This window comes from Flavimaricola marinus (assembly GCF_900184895.1).
GTDB lineage: Bacteria > Pseudomonadota > Alphaproteobacteria > Rhodobacterales > Rhodobacteraceae > Flavimaricola > Flavimaricola marinus.
This window is the reverse complement of record NZ_FXZK01000012.1, coordinates 18,408-31,326: the sequence shown is the minus strand read 5'-3', so window position 1 is coordinate 31,326 and position 12,919 is coordinate 18,408. Positions and strand designations below refer to the sequence as shown.

Here is a 12,919-nt window from a genome sequence, read left to right as displayed (position 1 = left end):
GCAGGTGTGCGGACTAATTGCTTTTGGGCAAACCTATCGGTGCGGTCATGCTTTGTGCAGACACGAAGCTGATGTGAAACAATCAGGGCGCGGGCGGAATGTTCTCTGGTCCATACAGCACAATAGGGACGTTTGAGACATAAGGGCGCGCGACTGGTCTGCCTTCGTAACCAAAGTGATCCATCAGGACATCCAGAGAGAACTGGGCTTGGAGGCGCGGGTTTTGGTCTAGCGTGAGGGTCATTATCCCATCGCGGAGCATCTGGGTCGTATATTGGGTAAGTTCATGGCCGACGAACAACGGGCGTTCATGGAGTACGTCGGCTTCGATTGCTGCCCGGACCCCAAGATTAGCGCCGCCGACATTATATATCGCCGCGATATCTGGACGCTCGCGGAATGCCGCAATGAGCTTTTCCCGAGACCGGTCACGTTCGTCCAGCCCCTCAACCACACCTACAATCGTCAACTTTTGGGCATGTTCCGTCAGGTACTCCTTGAATCCGGCGATACGATCTGCGTGGGATTGGAAACCGAGGTGACTGCATAAAACCATGACAGGGCCACCAAGCGGCACCATGCGCGAGACGAAGAAGCCTGCGGTTCGTCCAGCGGTATGATGATTAGTTCCAGCATAGGCGAGTTGTTTAGAACCCGACAGGTCCGAGATAATCGAGATCACAGGAATGTTTCGTTTGCCGACATCATCTATCGCATCGTGGATCAGGGCATCGTTCTGGGCATAAGCAATCACTGCATCGCAATCCGTCGCCCTTATGGCTGCTGCGAGGGCCTCGGGGGTTTCATGGGGAAGGGTGGTGATGTGAAGGCTGATGCGCCTGTCGATTGTTTTGGCAAGGTTCCGAAACTCCAACGCAATGCGGGCGATAAGGGGTAGATCAGGACGTGCAAGGATCAGATTGAGTCGGATAAGTGGCTTATAGGACGGCGGCAATTGACGACGAAGTCCGAGCGCGCGGGCCGCGTCAATGACCTTGCGGCGGACGTCTTCGCTGACGTTGCCACGTTCATTTAACACGCGATCAACGGTAGCAGTGCCAACTCCGGCACGATGCGCTACGTCTTGTAATCTTGGTCGTGAGTCGCGCTTTTCTGCCATTTTGCCCTCTGAACTTGCGTTGCGAAGAAGCATAGTTTTTCTGCAGTTGATGTAAATCAATCAGTTTCCGACATGCGACAAACTGGTCCAGCGGGCATGATGGTTCTGATCAACCGAACCGAGTTTCGATCGCTGGATCGGCACAAATTCACTGTTCAGACTGTCAGGGGGCTGTAGCGATGGACGACTTGACGAGTGGCACGCGGGACAAGCGCGGCAATTGGCGCCCCAACGACGCGATTGAAAACGCACCGGTCTTTGTCTGGCCCATTCGCCCGATGAAATTCCTGCGCTGGTTGCCAAGCTATTTCCTGCCGTGGAACATTATTTTTTTTGCTATCAGTGCAGTGTTCTGGTTTCTGTTGACACCGTCCCGTGAGGCACTCGAAACGATTGAGTGGGGATGGGTGATTTACCTGTTTGCACGCAACTCCGCGATTGTGATCCTGTTTTACGGGGCGCTAGAACTACGATTGTATGTGAAGCGGCGTCAGGGGACACATTTCAAATATAACGGTAAGTTTCCGTCGGAACATCCGTCCGATGTATTCATGTTCAAAAGCCAAAACGTGGACAACATCATCCGCACATTTGGCACCGGATTGCCGATTTGGACCGCCTATGAGGTCGGAATGCTGTGGGCCTGGGCCAACGGCTGGGGACCTTGGGCCACCTTTTCTGAACATCCGATTTGGTTGATTTGCTTTGGTCTGATTCTTCCCATCCTGCACGAGTTCCATTTCTATTGTATTCATCGGCTGATCCATATCCCGGTGCTGTATAAGTGGATCCATTCTGTGCACCACAATTCGGTTAACCCGTCGCCATGGTCATCGTTGTCAATGCACCCCGTTGAACATCTGCTGTACTGGTCTGGCAGCCTGATCCATCTGGTTTTGCCATCGCACCCACTGCTCATGATCTATCACCTCAATATTGCGGGAACGGGAGCTGTGGTCGGGCATGTCGGCTTCGACAAGATAGAGACAGGTGAGGATGGCGCATTCGATACACATGCCTATGCCCACTACCTGCACCACAAGTACTTCGAAGTGAACTACGCCGATGGGATGATGCCATTGGATCGTTGGATGGGCACTTGGCATGACGGTTCGAAAGCCGGTGACAAGATCATGCAAGATCGATTTCGCAAGAAGAAAGAAAAAGCAAACGCGCGCAAAGGAGAGGCCTAATGGCCGTTGCTTGCAAGTCTAGGTTGTTCGCAGGTCGGACGTTCTAGCAAATGCCGGGTCCGATTGACCCACAACGAATGTCGTCAATTGTGACGGCGCAAAGGGAGGAAACTACAATGAGTATCTTTAAGAATGTAATGGGGGCACTGCTGGCGACAGCTACGCTAGGCGTTGCACCGGTAATGGCTCAAGATGGCGCAACCATCGCGATAATCGGGGGTCGTGCGGATGATGCGTTCTTCGCGAAAATTGGTCGTGGCATTGATGATGCAACGCTTGTTGTCGAAGCTCACGGGGGCACCGTCAATTATTTGCAGTTGCAAACGTATGATAACATTGGTGGTGACGCTGCAAACCTTATCCGAACAGCAATCAGCCAAGGTGTCGACATCATTGCGGTTCCAAATTGGGTTCCGGACGCACAAGACGAGGCGATCGAGGCAGCTATGGCTGCGGGCATTCCCGTTATGCTCTACAATGCTGGCGGCGGGGATAAGGCGGCAGAACTCGGCGCGATCAACTATATTGGCAACGAAGAATACCCTGCTGGCCTTGCTGGTGGGAAATACTTTGCCGAACATGGCGCGACGAACGTAATTTGCGTAAATACGGTGCCCGGCGCAGGAAATCTCGAAGCGCGCTGCGATGGCATCCGTGATGGGATGGCCGAGTCTGGTGGCGTTTCGGAACAGCTTCCCCTACCAGCAAGCGCATTTGGAGATCCAACCGCGGTTGCCGAAGCGATCAAAGCGACATTGCTTGGCGATGAAACTATCGATGGTATCTTTACGATTTCCTCTGCGGATGCAGACAGTGCGTACATCGGGATGCAGCAGGCGGGACGGGTGGAAACCGTCGCCCTTGGTTCATTCGACATGAACGTGGCTGGCCTTGAGCGTATCCGTGACGGTGAACAGCTTTTTGCGATAGACCAGCAGCCCTGGTTGCAGGGCTTTCTGGCGGTAACGCTAGCCGATGGATACGTGAACTATGGTCTAGCGATGGCGACGTCGCCGTTGCTGACAGGGCCGGGCATCGTGGATGCATCCAACATCGAAGCCACGCTTAAGGGCGGAGAACTCGGCTATCGCTAAGACTGGATTTGTTCGGCCCGTAGACGTTTCTGCGGGCCGTTACATCGGCATGACCTAACGATCTGGTTGCCACCAGCCACCGAACAAACACAGGGACATTTCCAATGAGTCGTTTATCAATCGGCAGTCTATTTCGCCGACCAGAGGCCGGAGCCTTTCTGGGAATGGTCGCAGTCATTGCCTTCTTTCTAATTTTCGGCGGCATAAATTTTTTGAAACCGTCAGGTATCGCGAGTTGGCTAAACGTTGCCGCCAACATTGGGATTATTGCAATACCGGTCGGGTTGTTGATGATCGCAGGTGAATTAGACATTTCCATCGGGTCAATGATCCCCGCGGGGTCGATGATCGTGGCAATCATGTCCGGCCACTATGACTTCCCGATTTGGATGTCGATCATTGTGGTGCTCGGGTTTGGCGTGGTTGTCGGGTTTATCAACGGCTTCTTGGTCGTTCACACAGCCGTCCCTTCGTTGATTGTAACGCTTGGTACTTTGTTCGCAGTAGCGGGTCTCGTGCTTGGCCTATCGGTGCTAATCACTGGAACGACCAGCGTATCGATCAAGGCACCGGACTTTTACAAAGCCGTTTTCGGGCAATTTATTGGTGGCACCTATCAAGTTATCATCTTGTGGTGGTTTGCTGTGACGGCCGTTTATGTTTTCTACATCCATTATACAAAGTACGGCAATTGGATTTTCGCCATTGGGGGCGACCGTGAAAGCGCACGCAATGCCGGTATTCCGACTACGAAACTGACAATCATCTTGTTCATCCTATCGGCGTGTAGTGCGGCGTTTGTGGGCATGTGTCAGGCTCTGTTGTTCAACTCGGCGCAAGTGTCTGCGGGGATGTCTTATATCTTTAACGTCATAATTTCAGTTGTCGTCGGGGGGGTTGTCCTGACGGGTGGATTTGGGTCAGTCGTCGGGATCGTGTTTGGCACCATTACTTTTGCGGTGGTCAATCAAGGCATCTATTTCACAAGTTTTGATCGCAACTGGTCAAGTTTGATTATCGGCGTGATGCTGTTGGCCGCCGTCCTGATGAACAACACCTTCCGCTCCATGGCGCTGTCTTATGCGCCAAAGAAGAAATGAGGGCTCACTGATGACTTCTCCAGTTCTGGAACTCCGAAGTGTTGATAAATCCTTTGGGCCGATCGACGTGCTGCATGATATTTCCCTCAAGATGAATGAAGGCGAGGTGCTTTGCCTGCTCGGAGATAACGGTGCGGGTAAATCAACGCTTATCAAGACGCTATGTGGTGTCCACAAGCCGACACGGGGTTCCATCCTTATGGATGGCGCAGAGGTGACATTCTCCACCCCGCGGGAGGCCCAAGATAAAGGCATCGCCACCGTGCACCAATTTGGCGGCACATTTCCGTTGATGAGCATTGGGCGCAGTTTCTTCGTGGGTGTGGAGCCCACCAAAGGCTGGGGTCCGTTTAAGATCTACGATCGTAAGAAAGCCAATAAGATCGCGGTCGAGGCTGTGCAGAACTTTGGCATCACGCGCGTCGATGACGGTGATCGCCTGATAGGCGGCTTGTCAGGCGGTGAACGTCAGTCGCTGGCTATCGCCCGAGCGGTCCATTTCGGCGCGCGTGTCCTTATCCTTGATGAACCAACAGCCGCGCTCGGGGTCAAACAGGCCGCACACGTTCTTCGTATCGTGAACGAGGCAAAACGCCGAGGATTGGCCGTGATCTTCATCACGCATCAGGTCATGCATGCCATGGCTGTGGGCGATCATTTCGCCGTGTTGATTCGTGGCGCGATTGCTGCGGATTTCCGCAAAGGCGAACGGACCCGCGAAGAGATCACCGATTTGATGGCTGGCGGCGAAACGATGGCAGACCTCGAAAGGCAAATCGAAGGCTATGCCGATGCTTAAGCTAACAACCCGACGCGCCGAGCTCCCAAGGTGTCGGTCGGGGAGCGCGGGCCAGTCCGGAGGTTGTCTCCTGGTCTCCCGCTCTGAAACGCGCTCCCCTTTTTATGATTTGGAAAACCTGAATGACCGTTAGAATTGCTGTTATCGGAGCAGGGTTGATGGGCGCGGACCACGCCAAAATCATCGCCGAGGACTTGCCGGGCGCACAGTTGCAAATTGTGTGCGATATGGACGTCGCCCGCGCACAAGGCCTGGCGGATCGCTATGGAGCGGTCGATGTTGCCATCCACCCGGACAGCGTGATTGCGCGCGATGACGTGGATGCAGTGATCGTGGCTAGCCCGGATTTCACACATACGCCTCTGTCATTGGCCTGCATCAAGGCGGGTAAGCGGGTGCTGTGTGAAAAGCCTTTGTCGCAGCTGCCCGATGAATGTCTTGCTGTCATGGCCGCTGAACAGGCCTCAGGTGCGAAGCATGTCATGTTAGGTTTCATGCGCCGATATGATCAATCCTACATCGAGATGAAGCAGGCGCTTGTCGGCGGCACTTTGGGTCGGGCGTTGATGATGCACAATTTCCACCGCAACGTGGAAACGCCTGCCGCTGATTTCACGGGCGCCATGGCGATCACAAACTCTGCGCCGCATGAATTTGACGTGGTTCGCCATGTGCTGGGAACAGAATATGCGTCGATCACGGCCTTTCAGCCACAGCGTTCTGACGCGCTGGTGGCCCCTGTAATCATGGTTCTGGAAACGACAGATGGCCACCTGGTGACAATCGAGATCAACAACAACGCCGCCTACGGATATGATGTGCGCGGCGAATTGGTGGGTGAGTCAGGTACGATAGCCACGAACACCGTGGCCTACAGCCGCACTGACATGAAGTTGTCAAGTTCCACCCGCTATGAAACCGATTGGCGTGGCCGTTATCATGCGGCTTATGTCCGCCAAAACCGCGACTTTCAGGCCTTTGTTGAAACAGGAAAGTTCCCTGACATTGCATCGGATTGCTGGGATGGATACTGCGCCGCGACTGTGGCGCAAGCTGGTGTTGAAGCCTTGGTTTCGGGCATGAAAACACAGGTCGAGATGGCCCCCAAACCGGAGTTTTACGCATGAAACTGGGCTTCGTATCTGATAGTCTTGGTGGCATGTCCCTGACCGACATGCTCGATCATGCGCAGCGCGTGGGCGTTTCGGGGGTTGAGGTAAACACTTGCGGGTGGTCCACGGCACCACATTTCGACCTAAAAGGACTGTTGGGCAACAAGACGGCCCAAGCCGCATATCTGAAAGAGTTTTCTGATCGCAACCTTGAGATCATCAGCTTGAATGCTAACGGAAATCCGCTGCATCCGACTGACCCGACACAAGGACAGGGGCTGCGCGACACCATCCGCGTCGCGGGTGAAATGGGCATCAAGACGGTTTGCACCATGTCGGGCCTACCGGCAGGATCCGCCAATGATACCATGCCCAACTGGATCGTTTCCTCTTGGCCACCTGAAACGCAAGATGTTTTGCGCTATCAATGGAACGAGAAACTGATCCCGTTTTGGACCGAAATTGTTGCGCTGGCACAAGAAAACGGGGTCGAGAAGATTGCATTGGAAATGCACGGTAACCAATGCGTCTACAACGTCCCGTCGCTGTTGAAACTGCGCGAAGCAGTAGGTTCGATTGTCGGCGCTAACCTTGATCCAAGCCACCTATTTTGGATGGGGGCTGATCCGCTGATGGCGGCGCAGGCATTAGGGCATGCAATTTATCACGTGCATGCAAAGGACACGATGCTTAATGCACCTGTGCAGGCAACCACCAGCTTACTGGAGAATGGCTCTCTTATGGATGTTCCGGCCCGCAGCTGGTCTTATATCACGCTCGGGTTTGGCCACGGTGAAGAATGGTGGCGACAGTTCTGCTACCGACTCAAAATGGCAAATTACGATGGTTGGCTTTCGATCGAGCATGAAGACGTTTTGCTGAACTCGTTAGAAGGATTGGAGAAGTCCGTGACGCTTCTTCAAGGTGTTATGCCTGATCGCCCGGCAGATTATAGGCCACAGGACATTTGAGGCCCGGGCGTGCGCCTGAGTGAATTGCCCAAACAGGGCGGTTATTAAACAAAAGAAAAGGAGCGAGTGATGGCCCAATGGATCAATGCCTGCGCACAAGATGACATCGACCAAGAAGACGTGATCCGTTTCGATCACGGGGAGCGCACGTTCATCATCGTTCGCGATCACGAGGATAATTATTATTGCTCTGATGGGCTGTGTACCCATGAGGAAGTCCACCTGAGTGATGGCTTGGTCATTGAAGCCACCATTGAATGTCCCAAGCATTCGTCAATTTTTGATTGCACTAACGGTGAGGTGGAAACGCCGCCCGCCTGCGAGAACTTGCATACCTATCCGACCAAGCTTGAGAACGGACGGGTCTTTGTCGAGATTTAAGGCGGGGCTTTTGCGGCCTAGGGCCCCACCAAAGACACATAATCTCGCTGGACTCGGTGTCGGCGCGCTTGTTAGAAAACTATGACGTAAAAACGTCATGGAGGCCAAATGGCAAACAGACCGACGATCAAAGATGTGGCGCGAGAGGCAGGTGTCAGTCCGACAACCGTTGACCGTGCGTTGAACGGGCGGTCGGTCGTACGCGAAGAAACGATGCGAAAAATTGCTGATGCAGCACAAAAAGTAGGCTACCACAGCAAGGGTATCTTTTTGAGCCGATTGGACAAGCCGTTGCCGGAATTACGGCTTGGCTTTGTCCTACTGAAAAAGAGCCAGCAATTTTACAGTGATTTCGCCACCCACATCGAAGCGGCCATTTCAGAACGAAATGATTACCGGATTACCTCCGATATTAGGTTTTCATCGTCGCAGTCACCGGATGAGTTTACCGATCTGTTGAAAACTCTGGGCCGTCGCTGCGATGCGCTTGCTTGCACTGCCGTGAACGACCCTCGGCTAAACCGCGTGGTGCAAGACTTGAAGGACAAGAATGTAGCCGTCGTGTCCCTCCTCAATGATTTCGCTCAAGGTATCCGGAAGAATTACATTGGCCTCAACAATATGAAAATTGGGCGGCTAGCTGGCTGGATGATAACGAAAACGGTGCATCAACCCGGGAAGCTTGCTATCTTTGTTGGCGGTAACCGTTGGCATGGACACGATTTGCGCGAAGTAGGGTATCGCTCATTTGTACGAGAAAGCGATCACGGATTTACTGTCCTTGATACCCTCGTGAACCTCGAAACGAGGCAAGTAACATATGAAGCTACGCTGGACTTATTGCAGCGTCATCCGGATCTGTGCGGCATCTATATAGCGGGCGGTGGCATGGAGGGTGCGATTGCTGCAGTGCGAGAGGTTCATTCCACCCCGAAAGTCGCGTTGATAGTCAACGAACTAACCGCCGAAAGTCGGGCTGGACTGATTGACGGCTATGTCACCATGGTGATTTCTACGCCACTCAAAGAGCTTTGTAAGACGTTAATTGATCTCATGATTCAATCCACTACCGAGGCGGACGATGGTGTGTCGGGGCAGATTTTTCTTGAACCCCGGATCGTGTTGCCAGAGTCTTTTTGATGACGTAAAAACATCATTTCTGCCTCAACCGGAACGTCATGAATGACGCATTAATCACCTCGATGCATTGACCAAATCCGAAGACTGACCTCAGTGTCCTGCAACGCGGCGATCGGTCCGTCCGAAAAGACGTTCGTGTCGTGATGAGGGGGATACAATGAACTTTGCACTTAATCATATGACAGTTCCAAACCTGAGCTATGTCGACTTCCTTGATTTGGCGACTAAGCTTGAGTGTGTCGGGGTCGAAGTCCGAAACGATATCGATCGTGAACTGTTTGATGGAATGGACCCCGCTGAAGCAGGTAGGATGGCAAGGGATAAAGGTCTGCGCCTCGTGGGTTTGAGCCAAGTCTATCCGTTCAACACCTGGGACGCAGAACGTGAAGTGGCGGTGCGTGATCTAATTGCAGTTGCAAAGGCCGCAGGCGCCGAAACTATTAGTCTGATCCCGCGTAATGACGGAACGGGGTTGGGCAACGGCGAACGCCAAGCCAACCTGCGCGTCGCAATGAAGGCGATTCTGCCGATGCTTAGAAAGGTGGACATGGTAGCCTTGGTTGAGCCGCTTGGTTTTACACGTTCGTCGCTGCGCTCAAAATCGGATTTGGTCGATACGATTAATGATATTGAGGGTAAAGATCACTTTAAGCTGGTGCACGATACCTTCCACCACACGCTTGCCGGTGAGGATGCTATTTTCACCCAGGCCACCGGAATTATTCATATCTCAGCAGTTGTCGATCCAGACTTGAAGATAACCGAGATGGAAGACGAGCATAGGGTCTTGGTCGATGCGCGAGATCGTCTTGGCAATATCGAACAGATCCGCGCCCTGATTGCGGACGGATACGATGGACCAATTTCGTATGAATGTTTCTCACCGAAAACCCATGCGATGCCGGATCCTTACTCAGAAATCAGAGCATCATTCGAATTTATTACCTCGCGATTGCGGCAGGAGGCCGCCTGAGCAAGAGGTTTAATACCCCGAAGATTAAGGGGTTCCGGCAAAAGAAATGGTGTGCCGGACACCACAACGGGAGGAACCCAATGAAAAAGACTATTATTGCCGCAGGCCTAGCCTCGCTCTTGTCCACGACAGCCATTGCCGAAAATATCGGCGTTTCCATGGCGCTTTTTGACGACAACTTTCTGACAGTTCTGCGTAATGGCATCGAGGAGGAAGCCAACGGTATGGACGGTATCGACGTCCAGATCGAGGACGCACAAAACGACGTTGCGCGCCAGCTTGACCAGATCAACAACTTTATCGCGTCTGGCGTAGACGCGATCATCGTAAACCCTGTTGATACGTCTGCAACACAGGCGATGACCGATGCGGCATCTTCTGCGGGTGTCCCGCTTGTATTTGTGAACCGTCAGCCGGTAAACGTTGATACGCTACCGGACAACCAGGCTTTCGTAGCTTCCAACGAAATCGAATCCGGCACGCTGGAAACATTCGAAATCTGTAAGATGCTTCGCGCTCAGGGTTTTGGCGGCGGCGCTCGTGCCTATGTCATGATGGGTGAGCTTTCGAACCAAGCGGCGGTCCAACGCACCAAAGACATCGAAGACGTTCTTGGCATGGACATGTGCAACTTCATAGAGGTTATCGACCAGCAGACCGCCAACTGGTCGCGCGAGCAGGCAAACTCCTTGATGACCAACTGGCTGGCATCCGGTGAAGATTTCCACGCAGTTATCGCGAACAATGACGAAATGGCACTCGGTGCGATCCAGGCAATGAAAGCCGCAGGCCTTGATATGGCTGACGTTGTTGTCGGTGGTGTTGACGCGACACAAGACGCATTGGCTGCTATGCAGGCCGGAGACCTTGATGTCACTGTGTTCCAGAACGCAGGTGGACAAGGTTCTGGCGCGTTGAACGCGGCTATCGCGCTCGCCAATGGCGAAGAAGTGGATCAAAAAGTCTACATCCCATTTGAGCTCGTGACACCAGCCAATATTGGCGACTACCTGTCACAAAACTAGGCCAAACCGGCTAAGCAGATCGGAGCGGTGCGCGAAATGTGTGCCGCTCCGGCAAATCGGCGTATCATCGGGCGAAAGCGGCTTGAGGGAAAAACATGGCAGATCAAACATCACACGGGATAGGCGGGCTGACATACGATAAGTCCAAGCGAGCATGGCCGAACGAGGCCAACGTGTTTATCGCGCTCGTTCTAATTATTTTGGCGTTTGAAGCCTTGGGGCAAATTCTGCCGTATATGAACAGCCAGAGTATGTTGTTTGACTTTAACACCAACCGCGACGGCACAATATTGAACGTCGCGCGGATCAAGATTGTGATCCTGCAGGTGTCGATCATCGGGATCATTTCGCTTGGAGTAACCCAGGTCATTATCTCCGGTGGTATTGATCTATCATCCGGCCCATTGGTCGGTGCGGCGGCTATGATCGTGATGTCGTTTGGTCAAACGGAACTTGTAAACGGTCAAATCAACCCCAAAGCGGTTTTCGGGCCTTGGGCTTTTGATCTCCCTGTTATCGTGCCCATACTTGCCGGCCTGTCATTTGGCGCACTCATAGGGTGTGTCAATGGCAGTCTGATCGCGTTCACGCGCATCCCACCTTTTATTGCGACGCTTGGCATGTTTCTGATTTGTCGCGGCATTTCGCAGTGGTGGACCAAGGGGCAGCCTGTGTCCTTCCCGACCGAGCAATTCGCAGCAATCGGGTCGGGTATGATGCCCGTTGTGTGGTTTGCTCTGCTTGCGGTTCTGTTGTTCTTCATAATGAAATTTACCGTCTACGGGAAACATACCTATGCGATCGGATCTAACGAAGACGCGGCGCGCATGTCAGGTATCAACGTAAAACGCCACAAGGTCCTCGTCTATATGATCGCGTCAATGCTGGCAGCTTTTGCCGCGATTGTGCTGAGTTCAAAAAACCTGACTGCACAGGCGGGCATGGGGCAATTTTATGAACTTTATGCGATTGCCATGGCGGTTATCGGCGGGGTCAGCCTGACCGGGGGGCGTGGATCTATTGTTGGCACGGTTCTTGGGGCCATGGTATTTGGAGTGATCCAGTCGGGCTTCACGTTCATTAAGCTCGATGCATTCTACCAACTTATGGCAATGGGTACGATTATTATCGGTGCGGTGGTTCTGGATCAGTATCGCCAGCAACGGTCTATGGCCGGTTAAAAGGAAATTTCACATGACCGATAACATCATCCTAGAAACCCGCGATTTGACGAAACACTATGGTGGCGTGCATGCCCTTGAAGGCGCAAATTTCAAACTGCGCGACGGAGAGCACATTGCGATCATGGGCGACAACGGGGCCGGAAAATCGACTTTTGTGCGCCAGATCACAGGTGTGGAGCAGCGTACCCGCGGCGATATCATTTTCGGCGGCAAGCCTGTGCATTTCGCTGGACCGCTGGACGCCCGTGAAGCCGGTATTGAAACCGTGTTCCAGACTTTGGCGCTGGCCGACGATTTGGACGTGCCGGACAACCTGTTTCTTGGACGAGAGATCACGAAATGGAATTTTCTCGGACCGTTCCGGCTCCTCGACTATCGCGCCATGCGTGAGGCGACCCTTGCTGGGCTTGAGAAAACAGCGGTGAAGATTCCCAATATCCGCAATGCAATCCGCAATATGTCGGGGGGGCAACGCCAGTGTGTGGCAATCGCCCGTACAGCGACGTTCCACTCCAAGCTAACGATTATGGACGAGCCTACGGCTGCACTGGGCGTCCAAGAAACCGCGCAGGTAGAGAACATCATCCGAACTCTCAAGGAAGCGGGTGAGCCCCTCATTCTGGTCAGCCACAATATGCGTCAGGTGTTTGACCTTGTGGACCGTGTCGTTGTGTTCCGGCGTGGACGGATTTGCGCTGACCTAGACATTACCAAGGGCGACATCACAGGCGAGGATGTTGTTGGTTATATCACCGGAGCCAAGACACAAGAGGGCTATGAAGACGCGGCTTAACGTCTTGGCCTTCGGGCATGAGAGGCGGGCCGTC

At 53.2% G+C, this 12,919-nt stretch carries 13 protein-coding genes; 12 read left to right on the top strand and 1 reads right to left on the bottom strand.

Annotated elements, in window-relative coordinates:
* Positions 1–82: 82 nt before the first annotated feature.
* Positions 83–1,120 carry a LacI family DNA-binding transcriptional regulator gene (locus LOM8899_RS19410; RefSeq protein ID WP_168770603.1) on the bottom strand — a complete coding sequence of 346 codons (1,038 nt, stop codon included), beginning with the start codon at positions 1,118–1,120 and terminating at the stop codon, positions 83–85.
* 179 nt (positions 1,121–1,299) lie between these two features.
* Here LOM8899_RS19410 and LOM8899_RS19405 point away from each other — a divergent pair, with 179 nt between their 5' ends.
* The 12 genes from LOM8899_RS19405 (at position 1,300) to LOM8899_RS19350 (ending at position 12,885) form a co-directional block, all read left to right on the top strand.
* The gene (locus LOM8899_RS19405; RefSeq protein ID WP_093993916.1) at positions 1,300–2,313 is read left to right on the top strand and encodes a sterol desaturase family protein; all 1,014 of its coding nucleotides are present in this window, start codon (positions 1,300–1,302) and stop codon (positions 2,311–2,313) included.
* Positions 2,314–2,429: 116 nt separating this feature from the next.
* Positions 2,430–3,407, top strand: a complete 978-nt coding sequence (locus LOM8899_RS19400; RefSeq protein ID WP_093993985.1) for a substrate-binding domain-containing protein — start codon at positions 2,430–2,432, stop codon at positions 3,405–3,407.
* A gap of 104 nt (positions 3,408–3,511) precedes the next feature.
* Positions 3,512–4,507, top strand: coding sequence for an ABC transporter permease (locus LOM8899_RS19395; protein WP_093993915.1), 996 nt, complete (start codon positions 3,512–3,514; stop codon positions 4,505–4,507).
* 10 nt (positions 4,508–4,517) lie between these two features.
* Positions 4,518–5,306, top strand: coding sequence for an ATP-binding cassette domain-containing protein (locus LOM8899_RS19390; RefSeq protein ID WP_093993914.1), 789 nt, complete (start codon positions 4,518–4,520; stop codon positions 5,304–5,306).
* Between the two features lie 122 nt (positions 5,307–5,428).
* The gene (locus LOM8899_RS19385; protein WP_093993913.1) at positions 5,429–6,433 is read left to right on the top strand and encodes a Gfo/Idh/MocA family protein; all 1,005 of its coding nucleotides are present in this window, start codon (positions 5,429–5,431) and stop codon (positions 6,431–6,433) included.
* Positions 6,430–7,389 carry a sugar phosphate isomerase/epimerase family protein gene (locus LOM8899_RS19380; protein WP_093993912.1) on the top strand — a complete coding sequence of 320 codons (960 nt, stop codon included), beginning with the start codon at positions 6,430–6,432 and terminating at the stop codon, positions 7,387–7,389. The genes LOM8899_RS19385 and LOM8899_RS19380 overlap by 4 nt, the downstream gene beginning before the upstream one ends.
* Before the next feature lie 69 nt (positions 7,390–7,458).
* Entirely contained in the window at positions 7,459–7,770 is a 312-nt protein-coding gene (locus LOM8899_RS19375; RefSeq protein WP_093993911.1) for a MocE family 2Fe-2S type ferredoxin, read from the top strand.
* A gap of 108 nt (positions 7,771–7,878) precedes the next feature.
* Positions 7,879–8,910 (top strand): LacI family DNA-binding transcriptional regulator, encoded by a 1,032-nt coding sequence (locus tag LOM8899_RS19370; RefSeq protein ID WP_093993910.1) that lies wholly within the window; start codon positions 7,879–7,881, stop codon positions 8,908–8,910.
* Positions 8,911–9,067: 157 nt separating this feature from the next.
* On the top strand, positions 9,068–9,883 hold the full coding sequence (locus tag LOM8899_RS19365; protein ID WP_093993909.1) for a TIM barrel protein: 816 nt from the start codon (positions 9,068–9,070) through the stop codon (positions 9,881–9,883).
* A gap of 80 nt (positions 9,884–9,963) precedes the next feature.
* Complete coding sequence (locus LOM8899_RS19360; RefSeq protein WP_093993908.1) at positions 9,964–10,908, top strand: sugar ABC transporter substrate-binding protein; 945 nt, start codon at positions 9,964–9,966, stop codon at positions 10,906–10,908.
* A 95-nt stretch (positions 10,909–11,003) separates the two neighbouring features.
* Entirely contained in the window at positions 11,004–12,089 is a 1,086-nt protein-coding gene (locus LOM8899_RS19355; protein ID WP_093993907.1) for an ABC transporter permease, read from the top strand.
* 13 nt (positions 12,090–12,102) lie between these two features.
* Entirely contained in the window at positions 12,103–12,885 is a 783-nt protein-coding gene (locus LOM8899_RS19350; protein ID WP_093993906.1) for an ATP-binding cassette domain-containing protein, read from the top strand.
* The last annotated feature ends 34 nt before the right edge of the window (positions 12,886–12,919 follow it).

Bases quoted from the DNA above. Each gene is read 5' to 3' on its own strand.
- LOM8899_RS19410 (WP_168770603.1), bottom strand. From the start codon at position 1,120: ATGGCAGAAAAGCGCGACTCACGACCAAGATTACAAGACGTAGCGCAT.
- LOM8899_RS19405 (WP_093993916.1), top strand. From the start codon at position 1,300: ATGGACGACTTGACGAGTGGCACGCGGGACAAGCGCGGCAATTGGCGC.
- LOM8899_RS19400 (WP_093993985.1), top strand. From the start codon at position 2,430: ATGAGTATCTTTAAGAATGTAATGGGGGCACTGCTGGCGACAGCTACG.
- LOM8899_RS19395 (WP_093993915.1), top strand. From the start codon at position 3,512: ATGAGTCGTTTATCAATCGGCAGTCTATTTCGCCGACCAGAGGCCGGA.
- LOM8899_RS19390 (WP_093993914.1), top strand. From the start codon at position 4,518: ATGACTTCTCCAGTTCTGGAACTCCGAAGTGTTGATAAATCCTTTGGG.
- LOM8899_RS19385 (WP_093993913.1), top strand. From the start codon at position 5,429: ATGACCGTTAGAATTGCTGTTATCGGAGCAGGGTTGATGGGCGCGGAC.
- LOM8899_RS19380 (WP_093993912.1), top strand. From the start codon at position 6,430: ATGAAACTGGGCTTCGTATCTGATAGTCTTGGTGGCATGTCCCTGACC.
- LOM8899_RS19375 (WP_093993911.1), top strand. From the start codon at position 7,459: ATGGCCCAATGGATCAATGCCTGCGCACAAGATGACATCGACCAAGAA.
- LOM8899_RS19370 (WP_093993910.1), top strand. From the start codon at position 7,879: ATGGCAAACAGACCGACGATCAAAGATGTGGCGCGAGAGGCAGGTGTC.
- LOM8899_RS19365 (WP_093993909.1), top strand. From the start codon at position 9,068: ATGAACTTTGCACTTAATCATATGACAGTTCCAAACCTGAGCTATGTC.
- LOM8899_RS19360 (WP_093993908.1), top strand. From the start codon at position 9,964: ATGAAAAAGACTATTATTGCCGCAGGCCTAGCCTCGCTCTTGTCCACG.
- LOM8899_RS19355 (WP_093993907.1), top strand. From the start codon at position 11,004: ATGGCAGATCAAACATCACACGGGATAGGCGGGCTGACATACGATAAG.
- LOM8899_RS19350 (WP_093993906.1), top strand. From the start codon at position 12,103: ATGACCGATAACATCATCCTAGAAACCCGCGATTTGACGAAACACTAT.